18 protein-coding genes and 2 pseudogenes are annotated in these 16,197 nt (G+C 47.3%); 10 read left to right on the plus strand and 10 right to left on the minus strand.

Going from position 1 to position 16,197, the window contains the following annotated elements; translation table 11 throughout:
• Positions 1-31 precede the first annotated feature (31 nt).
• From thpR to panC, 8 genes are all read left to right on the plus strand, one after another.
• Positions 32-574: an RNA 2',3'-cyclic phosphodiesterase gene (thpR, locus tag CS022_RS15270; protein WP_161569651.1), complete on the plus strand. Its 543-nt coding sequence runs from the start codon at positions 32-34 to the stop codon at positions 572-574.
• A complete protein-coding gene (sfsA, locus tag CS022_RS15275; protein ID WP_129123026.1) occupies positions 564-1,274 on the plus strand; it encodes a DNA/RNA nuclease SfsA in 711 nt (236 codons plus the stop codon). Before thpR ends, sfsA begins: the two co-directional genes overlap by 11 nt.
• A gap of 129 nt (positions 1,275-1,403) precedes the next feature.
• Positions 1,404-1,853 carry an RNA polymerase-binding protein DksA gene (dksA, locus tag CS022_RS15280; RefSeq protein WP_129123027.1) on the plus strand — a complete coding sequence of 150 codons (450 nt, stop codon included), beginning with the start codon at positions 1,404-1,406 and terminating at the stop codon, positions 1,851-1,853.
• Between the two features lie 64 nt (positions 1,854-1,917).
• Complete coding sequence (gene gluQRS / locus CS022_RS15285; protein ID WP_129123028.1) at positions 1,918-2,799, plus strand: tRNA glutamyl-Q(34) synthetase GluQRS; 882 nt, start codon at positions 1,918-1,920, stop codon at positions 2,797-2,799.
• 67 nt (positions 2,800-2,866) lie between these two features.
• Positions 2,867-4,264 (plus strand): polynucleotide adenylyltransferase PcnB, encoded by a 1,398-nt coding sequence (gene pcnB, locus CS022_RS15290; protein WP_129123029.1) that lies wholly within the window; start codon positions 2,867-2,869, stop codon positions 4,262-4,264.
• Positions 4,261-4,743: a 2-amino-4-hydroxy-6-hydroxymethyldihydropteridine diphosphokinase gene (folK, locus tag CS022_RS15295; RefSeq protein WP_129123030.1), complete on the plus strand. Its 483-nt coding sequence runs from the start codon at positions 4,261-4,263 to the stop codon at positions 4,741-4,743. Before pcnB ends, folK begins: the two co-directional genes overlap by 4 nt.
• A 38-nt stretch (positions 4,744-4,781) precedes the next feature.
• Positions 4,782-5,576 carry a 3-methyl-2-oxobutanoate hydroxymethyltransferase gene (gene panB, locus CS022_RS15300; protein ID WP_129123031.1) on the plus strand — a complete coding sequence of 265 codons (795 nt, stop codon included), beginning with the start codon at positions 4,782-4,784 and terminating at the stop codon, positions 5,574-5,576.
• 14 nt (positions 5,577-5,590) lie between these two features.
• A complete protein-coding gene (gene panC, locus CS022_RS15305) occupies positions 5,591-6,472 on the plus strand; it encodes a pantoate--beta-alanine ligase (RefSeq protein WP_129123032.1) in 882 nt (293 codons plus the stop codon).
• Positions 6,473-6,541: 69 nt separating this feature from the next.
• Here the strand turns inward: panC and CS022_RS15310 are convergent, their stop codons facing one another.
• Positions 6,542-7,312: an ABC transporter permease gene (locus tag CS022_RS15310; RefSeq protein WP_129123033.1), complete on the minus strand. Its 771-nt coding sequence runs from the start codon at positions 7,310-7,312 to the stop codon at positions 6,542-6,544.
• Entirely contained in the window at positions 7,309-8,232 is a 924-nt protein-coding gene (locus CS022_RS15315; RefSeq protein ID WP_129123034.1) for an ABC transporter ATP-binding protein, read from the minus strand. The genes CS022_RS15310 and CS022_RS15315 overlap by 4 nt, the downstream gene beginning before the upstream one ends.
• Positions 8,233-8,331: 99 nt before the next feature.
• Between CS022_RS15315 and can the strand changes: the two genes are divergently transcribed.
• Positions 8,332-8,985, plus strand: coding sequence for a carbonate dehydratase (gene can, locus CS022_RS15320; protein WP_129123035.1), 654 nt, complete (start codon positions 8,332-8,334; stop codon positions 8,983-8,985).
• Between the two features lie 68 nt (positions 8,986-9,053).
• On the opposite strand, the gene hpt is transcribed toward can, so the two are convergent.
• Positions 9,054-9,587 carry a hypoxanthine phosphoribosyltransferase gene (gene hpt / locus CS022_RS15325; protein WP_129123036.1) on the minus strand — a complete coding sequence of 178 codons (534 nt, stop codon included), beginning with the start codon at positions 9,585-9,587 and terminating at the stop codon, positions 9,054-9,056.
• Between the two features lie 225 nt (positions 9,588-9,812).
• On the opposite strand from hpt, the gene CS022_RS15330 reads away from it, so the two are divergent.
• Positions 9,813-10,418, plus strand: coding sequence for a TetR/AcrR family transcriptional regulator (locus CS022_RS15330; protein WP_129123037.1), 606 nt, complete (start codon positions 9,813-9,815; stop codon positions 10,416-10,418).
• A 53-nt stretch (positions 10,419-10,471) separates the two neighbouring features.
• On the opposite strand, the gene CS022_RS15335 is transcribed toward CS022_RS15330, so the two are convergent.
• The 7 genes and pseudogenes from CS022_RS15335 to glnK form a co-directional block, all read right to left on the minus strand.
• Positions 10,472-11,497, minus strand: a complete 1,026-nt coding sequence (locus tag CS022_RS15335; RefSeq protein ID WP_129123038.1) for an ABC transporter ATP-binding protein — start codon at positions 11,495-11,497, stop codon at positions 10,472-10,474.
• Positions 11,494-13,125, minus strand: a complete 1,632-nt coding sequence (locus CS022_RS15340; RefSeq protein ID WP_129123039.1) for an ABC transporter permease — start codon at positions 13,123-13,125, stop codon at positions 11,494-11,496. Before CS022_RS15340 ends, CS022_RS15335 begins: the two co-directional genes overlap by 4 nt.
• A 64-nt stretch (positions 13,126-13,189) precedes the next feature.
• Positions 13,190-14,206, minus strand: a complete 1,017-nt coding sequence (locus tag CS022_RS15345) for a Fe(3+) ABC transporter substrate-binding protein (RefSeq protein WP_129123040.1) — start codon at positions 14,204-14,206, stop codon at positions 13,190-13,192.
• A gap of 174 nt (positions 14,207-14,380) precedes the next feature.
• Complete coding sequence (locus CS022_RS28160) at positions 14,381-15,037, minus strand: ammonium transporter family protein (protein WP_408057252.1); 657 nt, start codon at positions 15,035-15,037, stop codon at positions 14,381-14,383.
• A 32-nt stretch (positions 15,038-15,069) separates the two neighbouring features.
• Positions 15,070-15,135 (minus strand): annotated as a pseudogene (locus CS022_RS28165) (hypothetical protein); the annotation flags it as partial.
• Between the two features lie 13 nt (positions 15,136-15,148).
• Positions 15,149-15,607, minus strand: a pseudogene (locus tag CS022_RS28170) (ammonium transporter); the annotation flags it as partial.
• A gap of 18 nt (positions 15,608-15,625) precedes the next feature.
• Positions 15,626-15,964: a P-II family nitrogen regulator gene (glnK, locus tag CS022_RS15355; protein WP_129123041.1), complete on the minus strand. Its 339-nt coding sequence runs from the start codon at positions 15,962-15,964 to the stop codon at positions 15,626-15,628.
• Positions 15,965-16,197: the final 233 nt, after the last annotated feature.

Genomic DNA, 16,197 nt, shown 5'->3' on the forward strand with positions numbered 1-16,197 from the left:
TAAACAAAATCACAACGGAATGGGGCAGCGCATGCCAAGATTATTCTTTGCACTGGATCTGGCAGAGAAGCAAAATCTGAGCGCCAGAAAAGAGATCGTAGCTCTCAAAGCTCAGTTATCCGAGGCAGGGAAGCCGGTTCAAGATAATAACCTCCACCTCACACTCGCCTTTCTCGGAAATGTCAGCGCACAGCACACAAGTCGTCTGCGAAAACAGGCGACATCCATCAAAGCAGGTATCATTGAAACAATGACCAGCCAGGTGGGGTATTTCGACAAACCAGGTGCGGTGTGGCTGGGTCTTGATCCCGCCCCCGGTCTCACGTCGCTCGCAGACACCTTACAATCATTGAGTGCATCTATCACGGGCCAACAATTTGAACAGGCTTACGTACCGCACATTACACTTTTGAGGAACGCATCAACACCTCAACCCATTTCTGTTAAACCGCTTTCCCTGACCTTCAGACGCTTTGGCTTATTTGTGTCAGAGCCTGATCCAGAAAGGAAAGGGGCACGTTACCAGTGTCTTCAGCACTGGCCATTGAACGAAGGACACATTGGTGAAATTTGATCCACCGCTCGAATCTGCAATTTTACTATGCCGATATAAACGCTTCCTTGCAGACATACAACTACCTGATAACAGTACGAGAACCATTCACTGCGCCAATACAGGTGCCATGACCGGATGTGCAGAGCCCGGTGATACCGTCTGGTTTTCGACGTCTGACAACAAAAAAAGAAAATACCCGAACAGTTGGGAACTAACTGAGACCCATGAGGGACAAATGATTTGCGTTAATACCGTCAGAGCCAATCAGCTCATGATGGAAGCCATAAAAGCGCAACGCATTGAGGGCCTCAACGGCTACGAAGAGTTACACACTGAAGTTCGATATGGACAGGAAAATAGCCGTATAGACATCTTGCTAAAGTCTAAAGGCCGTAAAGACTGCTATATTGAGGTAAAAAGTGTCACGCTTCTGGAGCACAATGGTCAGGGATATTTCCCAGATGCAGTGACAACCCGAGGCCAGAAACACCTCCGCGAGCTCGCCGCGCTCGTGACGGAAGGTAAACGTGCAGTACTCGTTTTTGCAGTACTTCATTCTGGAATAAATCGGGTTTCTGCGGCAAAACATATAGATGCGGTCTATAATCAGTTGCTTATAGAGGCAGAGCAAACAGGTGTTGAGATAATCTGCTGCAAGGCCGAGCTTACATCCCAAAAGATGAGCATAAAATCCGTCGTGCCATTCTCTCATTTTTGAGAATCTTGCAATTATGCTCACGCTGGGTCTGATAAGCACAAAACAAAGATTGCCTACCCATAGGCTTTCTGATATAGATACCGCCCTCTTTTGACCGAGTAGGTCAAAGTGTATTTAGGAGAACGCTGAATGCCAGAAAGCAAAGTAAAGAAATCGCTGGGCATCCTGGCAATTGCCGGGTTAGAACCCTATCAGGAAAAGGCGGGCGAGGAATACATGAACGACCAGCAGGTCGAGCATTTCCGTAAGATCCTCCAGGCGTGGCGCAATCAGCTCAGGGAAGAAGTAGATAGAACCGTTCACCATATGCAGGATGAAGCGGCCAACTTTCCTGACCCTGTAGACCGTGCTGCTCAGGAAGAAGAGTTCAGCCTTGAATTACGTAACCGCGATCGTGAGCGCAAGCTGATCAAGAAAATTGATAAGACGCTTCAGCGCCTCGAAGATGATGATTTTGGATTCTGCGACTCTTGCGGCGTCGAAATCGGCGTTCGCCGACTGGAAGCGCGCCCAACAGCTGATCTTTGTATCGACTGTAAAACGCTGGCCGAAATCAAAGAAAAACAAATGGCAGGCTAACAGCCACGCTATATCGCGAGTGAATACAAAAGGGAGCTGTCGCTCCCTTTTCTGTTAAATAGCTATGAAGAAAAGTCATTATATCGGACGCTTTGCGCCATCGCCGTCTGGCCCACTTCACTTTGGATCTCTGGTCGCTGCACTGGGCAGTTACCTGCAGGCCAAATCCTGTGGCGGTAAATGGCTGGTGCGCGTTGAAGACATAGACCCGCCCCGTGAAGTCCCCGGCTCCGCCGATGCGATATTACGCACCCTTGAGGCCTATCAGCTTCACTGGGATGGCCGTGTCATGTATCAAAGCTCCCGATCCGAGGCATATCAAAGCCAGATAGATCAATGGCTGTCTTCTGGCGATGCTTATTATTGCCAGTGCACGCGCCGTCAGATACGTGATAGCGGTGGTATTTATCGCGGTACCTGCCGTCATCGCACTCTGGGGCCTGAAGGCTCTGGTGTTCGCATCCAAATCGATACGCCTGTGACCGCGTTTACTGATCTTCGCCACGGCGAAATACAGCTCGACGCTGAATTTGCTACGGAAGACTTCATCATTAAGCGCAGAGATAATCTTTTTGCTTACAACTTGGCAGTGGTGCTTGACGACATTGAGCAAGGCATCACCGAAGTCGTTAGGGGGGCTGACATGATTGAGCCGACAGGCAGGCAGCTTTCACTCTATCAAAAGCTCAATGCTAATAATGTCAGCTATCTTCATTTGCCATTGGCCCTAAACAGTAAAGGCTGCAAACTTTCCAAGCAAAATCATGCACCGGCCATCAATGATGAGAATCCCGGGCCTGCACTTGAAGCAGCATTGGCATTCTTAAATGTGCCAATTCCCGCTGCATTAACGGGTGCGCCAGCCAGTGAACTTTTACAATTGGCCATACAACATTGGGACCCGTCTCAACTACCAACTGAGACCGAAGTTATCACGGCATTCTAAAATGTGGCGGCTTGATGTACTATATGCCGTCATTTTATTGCCTGACCTGTCATAAACGAGGTGAGTTATCTTTAATCGAGTTACCAGCTTTTGCCGCAAGGTTCTAAATCTGAAAGACAATGAGCGTAATTTCAGTGAGCTTGTACCATTGGTGCTCCCTCGCGATGAGCACGGTATATCACGTAAAGATATCAGCGAAAATGCGCTGAAGGTGCTCTATCGTTTAAATAAAAACGGCTACAAGGCATATCTTGTTGGTGGTGGTGTTCGCGATCTCTTGCTCGATAAAGAGCCAAAAGACTTCGATATCGCGACCAATGCGACACCGGAAGAAGTCCGAAAGCTGTTTCGAAATTGTCGTCTAATTGGCCGCCGTTTTCGTCTAGCGCACATTCTTTTTGGCCGCGAGATCATCGAAGTGGCAACCTTCAGAGGTCACCACCAGTCAGATGCAGAAAAAAATACGTCGTCGACATCAAGCGATGGCATGTTGCTGCGTGACAACGTGTACGGGTCAATTGAAGAAGATGCTCAACGCCGCGATTTCACTATCAACGCCCTGTACTACGGTGTTGATGACTTCGCAGTGAGAGACTATGCAGGCGGTGTCGCCGACCTTAAAGACGGTATTGTTAGGTTGATTGGCGACCCCGAAACGCGTTACCGTGAAGACCCGGTGCGTATGCTGCGTGCCGCAAGATTTGCCGCCAAGCTGGATATGACCATTAGCAAAGAGACTGAAGCGCCAATCCAGCATCTAGCACACTTACTGAAAGATATTCCCGCGGCCCGCCTGTTTGAGGAAAGCCTCAAACTGTTGCAATCCGGTCAGGGGCTTAATACGTATTTGCTTCTCAGAGAACTCGACTTGTTCGAGCCGATGTTCCCGCTTCTTTGTGAACACTTCACGGAAGACATGAGCAGCAAAACAGAACAAATGCTGGAAATCGTCCTGCGTTCAACAGACAAGCGTATTGAATCAGGTCAGCGTATTAATCCTGCGTTCTTGTTTGCTGCCATGCTTTGGTATCCGGTCACCATTCGTGCAGAAGAGATTTCGTTCGAGAGTGGCCTGAGCTATTACGATGCCTTTATGGTGGCATCAAACGACATCATCGACGAGCAGGTGAAAACGCTGGCAATTCCACGTCGTTTCACTGCAATGATCCGTGATATTTGGTTACTGCAACTGCGTCTCGGTCGCCGAACAGGAAACCGGGCCTTCAAATTGTTGGAGCTACCTAAATTCCGTGCCGCATTCGATTTTCTTGAAATGCGTGGCGAAGTCGAAGGTGGCCAGCCGGAAGAGCTGGCGAATTGGTGGCGAGTTTTCCAAAGTGCAGGCAATGACAGCCGCAAAACCATGCTTCAAGATCTGAATAAAGCATCAGGTAACAAGAAAAAGCCACGTCGCCGCCGCGGTCCAACGCGCCGCCGAAATCCACAGGCAAATAAAGAAGCATGAAAAGAGTGTATATCGCCATTGGCAGTAACCTCGGCGATCCGGTAAAGAAAGCGCAGTCGGCCATCAGCGCACTGCAGCTATTACCAGACTCTACATGGGTCGCAAGTTCATCGCTTTACAGCAGTAAACCTATGGGCCCTGCCGACCAACCAGATTACGTGAATGCAGTAGTGGCAATGGACACACGGCTGCCTCCTCACACCTTGCTGGACCATACACAGGCCATCGAGCTTGAGTATGGCCGGGAAAGAAAAGCGGAACGCTGGGGTCCCCGTACGCTGGATTTGGATATCCTGCTTTACGGGAATGAGAACATTGACGATCCCAGGTTAACCGTTCCACACTACGGAATGAGGGAGCGAGAATTCGTTCTTTATCCACTCGCCGAAATTGCTCCTGACTTACACCTGCCAGATGGCAGTGCTCTTCACCAACTGGTGGAAGTAACCGATAAAAATGGGCTGACAGTCATTGGCTGATCACCGAAACAACGTGTAAGCAGGCGTAGGGAGAGATGATGAAAAAAGTAACAATTAATACCTTATTAGCATGGAAGCAGGAAGGGCGGAAATTCGCTTCGGCGACCGCTTATGATGCAAGCTTTGCCCAACTGTTTGAACAACAGGAAATGCCGGTCCTGCTGGTTGGTGACTCACTCGGTATGGTCCTGCAAGGTAACAGCGATACCTTGTCTGTTTCCCTGAGTGATATTGCCTACCACACCAAAGCTGTGCGTGCGGGAAGCCCAAATTGCTTTTTGATGGCAGACATGCCATTTATGACATACGCCACGCCTGAGCAAGCTTGCCTCAGTGCAGCTGAAGTCATCAAGGCGGGTGCAAACATGGTCAAGCTTGAGGGCGGTGACTGGCTGGTAGATACCATCAAAATGCTGACTGAGCGAGCCGTCCCTGTATGTGCTCACCTTGGCCTGACGCCTCAATCCGTCAACGTCTTCGGTGGCTATAAAGTGCAAGGTCGCGATCAAGCCGCAGCGGATAAAATGCTGGCAGACGCCATTGCACTCGAAAAAGCGGGCGCACAAATCATTTTGCTGGAATGCGTGCCAGCCTCCTTGGCTGAAAAAATCACCCAGTCTGTGCATGTTCCTGTCATCGGTATCGGTGCTGGTAATGTTACTGACGGTCAGATCCTGGTGATGCACGATATGTTTGGTATCTCTGCCAACTACATGCCACGCTTTTCAAAAAACTACCTCACTGACACGGGTGATATGCGCAAAGCCGTTTCGCGTTATATCGCTGAAGTAGAAAGTGGCGAGTTTCCCGGTCCAGACCACACGTTTAATTAAGGGTTCTTTGCCGTATGCAAGTTGTCGCGGATATCTCTCCAATCAGAGAACAAGTAGTGAAGTGGCGTCGTGACGGTAAAAAAGTCGCTTTCGTTCCAACAATGGGCCACCTTCATGAAGGGCATTTGTCTTTGGTCAGAAAGGCCAGAGAGCTGGCTGACCATGTGGTTGTCAGTATTTTCGTTAACCCAATGCAATTCGATAAAGCGGATGATTTGGTGAACTACCCTCGTACACTGGAAGAAGACACAGCCCTTCTTAACAACGAGGGCGTAGAGCTTATCTTCACTCCGACGCCTGACATTATGTACCCACAAGGTCTCGAGCAACACACATCGGTTGATGTGCCTGTCCTCTCTTCGATCCTTGAAGGCCACTCAAGACCGGGGCACTTTCGGGGCGTCTCCACAGTGGTCACCAAACTGTTCAACATTGTTCAACCCGATGTGGCCTGTTTTGGTGAGAAAGACTTCCAACAGTTAGCGTTGATCAAAAAAATGACTGACGATCTGGCTCTGCCGATTGAGATCATAGGTCTACCGACTGTTCGTGAAATGGACGGTCTTGCCATGAGTTCGCGTAACAGCCGCCTAACTGTTGATGAAAGACAGCGCGCACCCGTTTTAGCGAAAACACTTCGTTGGATCAGCAGCCAACTACGTGGTGGCCGCAGTGACTTTAACGACCTGGTGCTTGATGCCCACGATCAGCTAAGAGCTGCCGGGCTTGAGCCGGATGAAATATTCATTCGTGATGCAGCCACATTGCAAATGCCAACAGATACCACATCACAGTTAGTGATTCTGGCCGCTGCGTTTCTTGGTCAGGTAAGACTCATCGATAATCTGATTGTCGATATGGCACCGACTGTGGAGTCAGTGCCTGAAGCAAGCTAGTCCGAGTCATCACTAGCCTCAGGAATAAAAAACGCCAGCAAATGCTGGCGTTTTTTATTTCCGTATCAATTAACTCCGTAAACCGACGCCTCGGCTTATCAGATACCAAGCAACCGTATAGAGTCCTGCGATAAACATCAGCAATACGCCAAATGACGTCGTAATACTGACATCAGAAATCCCAAGAAAACCATAGCGAAATGCATTCACCATATAGACGATAGGGTTCAGCTTGGACACGCCTTGCCAAAACTCAGGGAGTAAAGACAACGAATAAAAGACACCTCCTAAATAGGTTAGAGGCGTCAGCACAAACGTCGGAATGATACTGACATCATCAAAACCTCGGGCGAATATCGCATTGATCAGACCACCAAGAGAGAAGAGTACCGAAGTCAAAAATACCGTGGCGACAATAATACCAAAATGGGCAATTTTGAGGTCAACGAATAGCAAAGACACCAAAGACACCAGGAAGCCAACCGCCAAACCTCGGCCGACGCCACCGCCAACGTAGCCAGCAATGATGATATAGTTTGGCACGGGCGCAACCAACAACTCTTCGAGGTTACGTTGGTACTTGGCACTGAAGAAAGATGACGCAACATTGGAGTATGAGTTGGTGATCACCGACATCATAATCAAGCCCGGCACGATGTAGGTCATGTAATCAAAGCCACCCATCTCACCAATCCGACTGCCGATGAGGTTACCAAAAATCACAAAATACAGGCTCATCGTGACAATCGGCGGTATCAGCGTTTGTATCCAAATCCGCGTAAAACGGGTAATTTCTTTCGTGAGGAGACTTTTTAACGCCACCCAATACAACTTGTTCACGAGCCGGCCTCCATGCTCTCGCCCACTAAATTGACAAAGAGCTCTTCGAGACGGTTTGCCTTATTTCGCATTGATAAGACCTGAATGCCTTGCTCAGAAAGCTGTGTAAAGACTTCATTCAGGCCAACATTTTTATGAACCTCAACTTCCAGTGTATGGTCATCACACTGTTCCCACTTCACACCTGTCAGAGACTTCACCTCGCTGCCGGGGGCAAGGTCCAAAATGAAGGTCTCCAAATCAAGCTTACTAAGGAGTTTTTTCATCGACGTATTTTCAGCCAGCTCACCCTGATTAATGATGCCAATATTGCGGCACAACATCTCAGCTTCCTCAAGGTAGTGCGTGGTGAGAATGATCGTAATACCCTGCTTGTTGAGCTCTTCGAGGAATACCCACATTGAACGCCGCAGCTCAATATCGACCCCCGCGGTAGGCTCATCAAGGATCAATAAGCGAGGCTCATGCATAAGAGCACGAGCAATCATCAGTCGGCGCTTCATACCACCAGAAAGGTTTCGGGAGCGCTCCTTGCGTTTATCCCAAAGCTCTAGCTGACTGAGGTACTTCTTGGCACGAACTTTTGCTTCTTCGCGTTCAACACCGTAGTAGCCCGCCTGATTAATAACGACCTGCTCGACAGTCTCGAACTGGTTGAAATTAAACTCTTGGGGTACAAGACCGATCTGGCGCTTAGCAGTGACCAGATCTTTATCAATACAGTGGCCAAAAACCTTTACTGAGCCGGACGTTTTATTGACCAAAGAACAAATAATGCCAATGGTTGTCGATTTACCTGCGCCGTTTGGACCAAGTAACGCATAGAAATCGCCTTCAGATACAGTGAGGCTGATTCCTTTTAATGCCTTTACTTCTGTGCCGTAAACCTTAATTAAGTTATCTATCTCTAATGCATACATGGTAATAAAATGTTTGCTTACTATTAGTAAAAAGTTGTCGGACATCTTCCGACGAAAAGTACTGTATAGTAAGGGCAAAAGAGTAAATAGGTAACCGTTATGGCACAAATTAAGCAGTTATTTGCTAACAACCTCGAATGGTCAAAATCAATTAAGGACAATGACCCAGCTTACTTCGCGGAGCTTGCCAAGGAGCAACATCCAGAATACCTTTGGATTGGTTGTGCGGACAGCCGTGTTCCGGCCGAGCGTCTCACCGGGCTCGACTCTGGGGAATTATTCGTTCACAGGAACGTTGCTAACCAAGTTATTCATACTGACCTCAATTGTTTGTCAGTGATCCAGTACGCGGTTGATGTGCTCAAGGTTAAACATGTTATTGTCTGCGGCCACTATGGCTGTGGCGGTGTAAAAGCCTCAATTGATAATCCTCAACTTGGTCTGATCAACAACTGGCTTTTACACATTCGAGATTTATACCTAAAACACAAAGACTTTCTGGAAACCAAACCAGAAGACGAGCAGGCGAATTTGTTGTGTGAAATTAATGTCGCAGAACAAGTCTACAACTTGGGTAACTCCACCATTCTCCGCTCAGCATGGGAACGTGGTCAGGAAGTCAAACTGCACGGCTGGTTCTATGACTTAAATGATGGGATCTTGCGTGATTTAGGTGTGACAGCGACTGACAAAAAAAGCCTTGAAGAAAACTACGCGACCAGCATGTCGCGGCTTACCGTGAAAAGCCAATAAACGGTAAGTGAATCTTGGAGAGGAAAAAAGCGGTCATCGACCGCTTTTTTTATGACATACAGGTAAGCTTAGTCTTCGAGCGGAACAACTTTTCCTATAAACGGGAGGTGGCGATATTTCTGCGCATAATCAATACCCACCCCCACAACAAACTCATCAGGGATCCGGAAGCCATACCAATTCACATCAACTTCCACTTCACGGCGCTCAGGCTTGTCGAGCAGCGTACAAATTCGCACTGATTTTGGCTCACGAAGTCTTAGGATTTCACACACTTTACTCAGCGTATTCCCCGTATCGATAATATCTTCCACCAAAAGAATGTCTTTTCCTTTGATGTCATCATCTAAATCTTTCAGGATCCGCACATCACGAGTGCTTTCCATCGCATTGCCGTAACTGGAAGCCGTCATAAAGTCAACTGAGTGCGGTATTTCAATCGCACGAGCCAAATCTGCCATAAAGACAAATGAGCCACGTAACAGACCTACCATCACAAGATCTTCAGAACCTTCATAAAATTTTGTGATCTCAGCTCCCAATTGCTGAATTCTTTTTTGTACTTCCTGTTCCGAAATTAAGACTTCTACGGTATGTTTCATAATAAACCCCGACGGTGTACCGCCATAGCTACCTATTTATTCAAGGTGGCATATTCTAGCACCCGCCATGCGATGTTCCTATAACTACTAATTGCTGTTTTTTCGGCATAGATCGACTTGGCGGTCGTTGTAACGCGACGAATTGCTGGTGTACACTTTCTGCGCAATAAAAATAAATTTATAAATCAAATACATATAGGCATAAATTAGTTGGCAGGAACTAAAATGACGACATCTAACGGACGAGTTCGTACACGATTATCCCCCAAACAACGCAAGGAACAGTTACTAAATTGTGCACTCAGTGCCTTCTCGAGAAGAGGTATTGCACGTGCAGGTCATGCTGATATTGCTGACGTAGCAAACGTTTCCGTTGCGACCGTTTTTAATTACTTCCCAACTCGCGATGAGCTGGTTGATGCTGTCTTAGCTGAAGCTGAGCGTGAGTTCACGGCGATACTGAGCAACAGCGTTTCAGAAGAGCCCAATTCACTGCGAGCAGCGCTTAACCGTGTCACTGCTGAAGTAATTGATGCGGCACTTGACGAGCAAGACTGGTTGAAGATTTGGTTTGAGTGGAGCACCTCTATCCGTGAAAATATCTGGCCACAGTTTGCCAAAACTAACCAGAAGTTTATCGATAAGCTTGCTGAACAATTTCAGGCAGGACTGGCGCGCAATGAGCTCAACACTGAACATAGCCCTGCTGACCTTGCCAACATGGTGAACGGTGTCATTTATATGCTCTACCTTCAGGCCAACCAACACGCGGATAAAGAGCAACTTACCGGTAAAGCTCAGTCATACATCAACGTGTTACTCGAAGCCTAATCGGTCAAAATCGAATAATAAAAAAACCGACTTAACGTCGGTTTTTTTATTTATTAGCTTCGAAAAAGCACAGGGGCGTGTGGCCGAATATCAACGTTAACCTTATCACCGTATCCAAGCACTTCGTTCGAGTACACCATCAGTGATTGGCCTTTAATATCTACCTGATAACGACAATTGTCGCCCATAAACTGGACATCGCTGATCACGCCATCACCGGATGCGTCAGGGATAATTTTCAGGTTTTGCGGCCTGATGAGCCACGATAAATCACCACTATCAGGTTTTTCGTCCAGAGACCAATCACCAAGCGGTGTCGTCATTTTTGCGCTTCCATTGACAGTAACGGGTACATAGGAGCCGTGCCCCAAAAAGTCAGCGACAAAACGACTACGAGGATGATAGTAAAGCTCGGACGTAGAGCCATACTGCTCAATAATACCTTGGTTCATGACCGCCAGTTTGTCGGCAAACGCGAATGCTTCCTCACGACTGTGCGTGACAAAAATGGACGTTACGCCCTGTTCTTTGAATATCTTACGAATTTCTTTGATTAAGCTATGACGAACTTGGGTATCAATGTTTGAGAAGGGCTCGTCTAACAAAAGTAAATCAGGCTTGCTTGCTAATGCACGCGCTATTGCCACACGTTGCTGCTGACCGCCAGAGAGCTGATGTGGATAACGGCTTTCCAAGCCATCAAGTTTTACAAGCGCCAGCATTTCGGTAACACGGCTTTTGGTATCGGCCTGACTCTCTCTTTTGAGTCCGAAGGATATATTCTTCGCCACGGTCAGGTGTGGAAACAAGGCATAGTCTTGGAAGATCATTCCAATGTTACGTTGCTCTGGCGGCACATTCATTTTGTCATCAACAATAGTACGACCATTAATCGTCATTCTTCCGTCATCCAGCGGAAGCAATCCGGCGATAGACTTTAACAATGTGGTTTTGCCGCAGCCACTTGCACCAAGCAAACAAACAATCTCGCCTTTCTCAACATTAAACGTTAAATCGTCGAGAACGGCTTGGCCGTTATAGCGGCATATGAGGTTGTTTACGGTAAGGGCATCAGTCATGCGTGGCCTCGCTCTAAAGAACGGTTGATCAGAATAAGTGGGATGAGTCCTACAAATACCAGTAGAACAGCAGGCATTGCAGCGAGTTCGAGCTGCTCATCGGAGGCATAATTAAAGACGTATGTTGCTAATGTTTCGAAATTAAATGGCCTGAGCAAAATGGCTGCATTTAACTCCTTCATTGACTCGATAAAGACCAGCAACATTGCTATAAGGCAACCTCGGCGAATGAGAGGTAACTGCACGCGCTTTATCATGCTTTTTGCAGAGCAACCCAATGTGCGGGCAGCCATGTCCAATGAGGGAGCAACTTTCTGTAAACTCGACTCAACACTGCCTATTGCCACGCCGCTGAAACGCACGACAAACGCAGTGATCATTGCAAACATAGTCCCTGAGAGCACCAAGCCTGGACGGCCTAAATCGAAGTATTTTGCAACGTCGTTGATAAGGTGATCGCCACGAGTGAGGAATATCAGTACACCAATCGCAAGAATAGTACCCGGAACAGCATATCCTAAAGATGCAATCCTTGATGGTGCTGCGGAGACTGACTTTCCAGAGAGGCGACGGTAAAAGTTGACGAGAAGGGCGACACCCAGAGCAGCAACAGCGGCAATACCTGATACATACAGGCTGTTCAAACTATATTGAACAAAATCGATGACCGAGCTTGAAGACAGGTAACCCAGCGCAAAAATAATGAGCTGCACAAGAGGTGCGGCAAAGGCTGCGGCAAATAATCCCCAGCAAAAAACGGTCGCTGCAATCTTGAATTTGCCTCTGAGTTTTACCTTTTCAATTTTGTCAGCACTCACTGTTTGGCTAAACAGCTGCTGTTTTCGTCGGCTATACCTTTCACTCGAAATCAAAATAAAAATAACGACCAGCATAATCGCTGAAATTTTTGCTGCTGCATTGAGATTAGAGTAGCCGAGCCATGTGTCATAAACCGCTGTGGTCAATGTGTTTACAGCAAAGTAACTCACCGTACCAAAGTCACCCAACGCTTCCATAGCAACCAGAGAAGCACCCACAGCGATTGCGGGACGTGCTAAAGGCAAAGAAACGCGCCAAAAGGCCTGTAACGGTGAACAGCCAAGTAATCTTGCCGATTGTGAAAGAGTTACACTCTGTTCCATAAACGATGCACGGGCGAGCAAATATATATAAGGGTATAAAACGAGAGAGAGGACGAAACAGGCCCCTGGGAGCGTTCGCAGATCAGGAAACCAGTAGTGAGCCGGAGAAGTCCAACCCATAATGTCACGGAGTAGAATCTGAATCGGACCAGCGTAATCAAACCAGTCAGTGTAAATATAACCGACAATGTAACCCGGCATCGCAGCAGGTAACACCAATGCCCATTGAAGCCATCGCCCACCCGGGATGTCACAGTTTGCCATGATCCAAGCCGTCGGAATGCCCATTAAAATAGACAGTATTACTGTGCCTAAAACAATAACGGCAGTGTTGTAGGTATATGTCCCCATCACTGTCGCCATGAGGTGACCGAATATTTCGTTATCACCACCCATGGCCGTGTAAAAAATAGCCAGAATAGGAAAAACCAGCAGCAAGGATATTAGCCAGCTACTGGTTTCAAAAAATCGACTTTTTTCGTGCATTTACAACCACACTAAAAACAAAACTAATTAGGGAGGATATCAATCCTCCCTATTTTATCAATGGTTACAGGTCAAACTGCACTTCATCAATCAACTTCACCGCTTTGGCGTAGTTGTCAGCAATTGTCGTCAGAGGCAAGTCATCTGCTTTGTAGCTACCCCATGAAGAAACAAGCTTCGAGCTCGCTACGCCTTTCTTGACTGGCTCTTCATAGTTCACTTCTGCGTACATGCCTTGTGCAAAATCAGATGTCAGGAATTCCATCAGTTTGATTGCATTTTCTTTGTTCGGTGAGAACTTAGCCAACGCCATGCCGCTAATGTTTACGTGAGTACCGTTTGCATTTTGGCCTGGGTAGTTAAGGTAAACACTGTCAGCCCATGCTTTTTGCTCTTTATCTGCAAGCATTTTGCCTAGGTAGTAGCTGTTACCCAAAGATACGTCACACAGACCTTCAGAAATGGCTTTCACTTGTGCGCGGTCGTTACCCTGTGGCTTACGCGCCAAGTTCGCTTTAACACCTTTCAGCCATTCTTTCGCTTCTGCTTCACCGTGGTTAGCAATAATCGATGCTACCAGAGAAACATTATATGGGTGCTTACCAGAGCGAGTACAAATCTTACCTTTGAACTCAGGCTTGGCCAGATCAAGGTAGTCAAAGTCATCACCAAGCTTACCAACACGGTCACGAGAAGAGTAAACCGCACGAGAACGTGTCGTCAGTGCGAACCACTCTTCATCTGAGTCGCGGAATTGTGCAGGCACGTTTCCGTCAATCACTTTGCTATCAACTTTCTGAACAACGCCTTTGTCTACAAGCTCGCTCAGGCGTGAAATATCAACAGTCAGCAGGACATCGGCTGGGCTGTATTCACCTTCTTGTTGGACTTTCTCAGCCATACCTTTCTTAGCAAACTTCACGTTTACCTTGATTCCGGTTTGCTTGGTGAATTCGTTAAGCATTGGCTCAATCAGAAACGGCTGACGGTAAGAGTAAACATTAACTTCTTCCGCTGCTGCCGCAGGTCCTGCGCCAAAGAGTGTTGCCAAAATGGCGGTGCTCAAAACAACCTTTTTCATCCCTACACGTTCCTTGCTGGTAATGTTAATAAGAACAGTTATCACTTACATTAAAGTATACATTTATAATTTTTGATAGCAAGATTGTGAATAAAAGCTGTGGGGGAGAAACAAAAAAATTCTCACCTGTTGGTGAGAATTTTCATATTTATATCAGTGGTGAGATTGGTTTGATTATTTAACGCTAACAAACTCAGGGTATGCATCGACACCACAATCGTGAATATCCATGCCTGCCATCTCTTCCTCTTCTGAGACGCGGATGCCCACAGTTGCTTTCAAAATTGACCATACCAACAGGCTAGCACCAAATACCCATGCGAAGATAACCGCTGCGCCAATCAACTGTGTCACGAAGCTTGCATCACCATTGCTGAATGGAACAACCATCAGACCAAACAGACCACAGGTTCCGTGTACCGAGATAGCACCGACCGGATCATCAATTTTCAGCTTGTCGAGACCAACAATACTGACAACAACCAAGGCACCACTTACTGCACCGATAAGTACTGCTGCCAGTGGAGATGGTGAGAGTGGGTCTGCCGTAATCGCAACCAAACCAGCCAGTGCACCGTTCAGCACCATAGTCAGGTCAGCTTTGCCCCAGGTCATCTTACAGAACCCAAGTGCAGCAATCGCGCCAGCCGCTGCCGCTGCGTTTGTGTTCAAGAAAATTTGACCAACTGCAGTTGCGTTTTCGAAGTTAGAAACTGCAAGCTGTGAACCACCGTTGAAGCCGAACCAACCGAACCAAAGGATAAATGTACCCAAGGTTGCGAGCGGAAGGTTTGAACCCGGGATTGGATAAATCTGACCATTTTGCCGTATTTACCTTTACGTGCACCCAGTAACAGAACACCTGCAAGTGCTGCGGCAGCGCCGGCCATGTGAACAATACCTGAACCTGCGAAGTCGCTGAAGCCCATGTCTGACAAGAAGCCCCCCCCATGTCCAGTAGCCCTCAACTGGGTAGATAACAGAGGTCATCACAATTGAGAACAGCAAGAATGACCAAAGTTTCATGCGCTCTGCGACAGCACCAGAAACGACAGACATCGCTGTTGCTACGAACACAACCTGGAAGAAAAAGTCAGACTCTAAAGAGTGATCAGCGCCTTCTGATTGGGTTCCAATCAAGGTGCCGAAAGAGGGTAACCAGCCTGCCTCAGCGTTATCGACGTACATAATATTGTACCCGACAACCAGATAAACGGTGCATGCAATCGCGTACAAGCAGATATTCTTTGTCAGTATTTCGGTTGCGTTTTTAGAGCGAACAAGACCTGCCTCTAACATAGCGAAGCCCGCAGCCATCCACATAACCAATGCGCCTGACATCAAGAAGAAAAAGGTGTCCAAGGCATAACGTAATTCTGTTACTGTTGTTGATAATTCCATTTTTTAATCCCCCAAGCCTTAAAGCGCTTCAGCGTCCATTTCGCCTGTACGAATTCGCAGCGCTTGCTGCAGGTCGTACACAAAGATTTTTCCATCACCGATTTTTCCGGTATGTGCCGCTTTGGTAATCGCCTCGACAACTTCGTCAACGTTCTCTGTGTTTACAGCAATCTCGAGTTTAACCTTCGGCAGGAAATCCACCTGATACTCGGCACCGCGGTAAAGCTCTGTGTGTCCTTTCTGTCTGCCAAATCCTTTTACTTCGCTGACAGTCATGCCATCAACACCCACTTCGGCAAGTGCTTCACGGACATCGTCTAACTTAAAAGGTTTGATGATCGCATTAATCAGTTTCATTACCCCTCTCCTTGAGTCATTTTTGTTCTTTGTTGTACAGACATATAACAAGGGGCGTGCCAGTTTTTTTATCTCAATTAAATCATTAGGTTATAATCATTGATGAATTTACACGCACAATCAACGCACCAAGTCGGTGCATGCATTTCACCAATACCAAGCAGATTCATCTTTTGAAGAAGGCGCACCACAATGACGCAATGCAACCTTATTTGAGAAGGGGTAGAGCGAGG

Origin of the sequence: Veronia nyctiphanis, from assembly GCF_004116385.1 — a bacterium.
Lineage (GTDB): Bacteria > Pseudomonadota > Gammaproteobacteria > Enterobacterales > Vibrionaceae > Veronia > Veronia nyctiphanis.

What these genes read in the sequence shown, in the direction of transcription:
- thpR (WP_161569651.1), top strand. Translation starts at nt 32, where the DNA reads ATGCCAAGATTATTCTTTGCACTGGATCTGGCAGAGAAGCAAAATCTG.
- dksA (WP_129123027.1), top strand. Translation starts at nt 1,404, where the DNA reads ATGCCAGAAAGCAAAGTAAAGAAATCGCTGGGCATCCTGGCAATTGCC.
- gluQRS (WP_129123028.1), top strand. Translation starts at nt 1,918, where the DNA reads ATGAAGAAAAGTCATTATATCGGACGCTTTGCGCCATCGCCGTCTGGC.
- folK (WP_129123030.1), top strand. Translation starts at nt 4,261, where the DNA reads ATGAAAAGAGTGTATATCGCCATTGGCAGTAACCTCGGCGATCCGGTA.
- panB (WP_129123031.1), top strand. Translation starts at nt 4,782, where the DNA reads ATGAAAAAAGTAACAATTAATACCTTATTAGCATGGAAGCAGGAAGGG.
- panC (WP_129123032.1), top strand. Translation starts at nt 5,591, where the DNA reads ATGCAAGTTGTCGCGGATATCTCTCCAATCAGAGAACAAGTAGTGAAG.
- CS022_RS15315 (WP_129123034.1), bottom strand. Translation starts at nt 8,232, where the DNA reads ATGTATGCATTAGAGATAGATAACTTAATTAAGGTTTACGGCACAGAA.
- can (WP_129123035.1), top strand. Translation starts at nt 8,332, where the DNA reads ATGGCACAAATTAAGCAGTTATTTGCTAACAACCTCGAATGGTCAAAA.
- hpt (WP_129123036.1), bottom strand. Translation starts at nt 9,587, where the DNA reads ATGAAACATACCGTAGAAGTCTTAATTTCGGAACAGGAAGTACAAAAA.
- CS022_RS15330 (WP_129123037.1), top strand. Translation starts at nt 9,813, where the DNA reads ATGACGACATCTAACGGACGAGTTCGTACACGATTATCCCCCAAACAA.
- CS022_RS15335 (WP_129123038.1), bottom strand. Translation starts at nt 11,497, where the DNA reads ATGACTGATGCCCTTACCGTAAACAACCTCATATGCCGCTATAACGGC.
- CS022_RS15340 (WP_129123039.1), bottom strand. Translation starts at nt 13,125, where the DNA reads ATGCACGAAAAAAGTCGATTTTTTGAAACCAGTAGCTGGCTAATATCC.
- CS022_RS15345 (WP_129123040.1), bottom strand. Translation starts at nt 14,206, where the DNA reads ATGAAAAAGGTTGTTTTGAGCACCGCCATTTTGGCAACACTCTTTGGC.
- glnK (WP_129123041.1), bottom strand. Translation starts at nt 15,964, where the DNA reads ATGAAACTGATTAATGCGATCATCAAACCTTTTAAGTTAGACGATGTC.